The 277-nt window shown below is 47.3% G+C and carries 1 protein-coding gene; it reads right to left on the reverse strand.

The window, feature by feature from the left end; all coding sequences use genetic code 11:
- A partial coding sequence (locus QP415_RS11710; protein WP_285100193.1) for an LPXTG cell wall anchor domain-containing protein occupies positions 1 to 251 on the reverse strand: 251 nt, incomplete at its 3' end.
- Positions 252 to 277 lie beyond the last annotated feature (26 nt).

Here is a 277-nt window from a genome sequence, read left to right on the forward strand (position 1 = left end):
TTTTTCTTAAGCCCCAGTGCTAGTGCTGAAAGAGCAGATCCAATCAGTGTCATGACACCTACATAGAATGGTGCGCTCGTTGCATCGCCAGTTTTTGGTAGAACATTTGCAGAAGAATTTGTCCCTTTATTTCCTGTATTTCCATTTATAGAACCAGGCTGTGCTGTTCCTGGGTTCATTGGATGCTCCGGTTTGGCCGGTTCTTCGGTGAAGGCCCAAGAACCTGTAATGCTTGCGTTCTTGTCACCCATGGTGCCGTTATTCGGATCGGTCCAAC

The sequence above is a fragment of the Pauljensenia sp. UMB3104 genome (assembly GCF_030217285.1).
Classification (GTDB): Bacteria; Actinomycetota; Actinomycetes; order Actinomycetales; family Actinomycetaceae; genus Pauljensenia.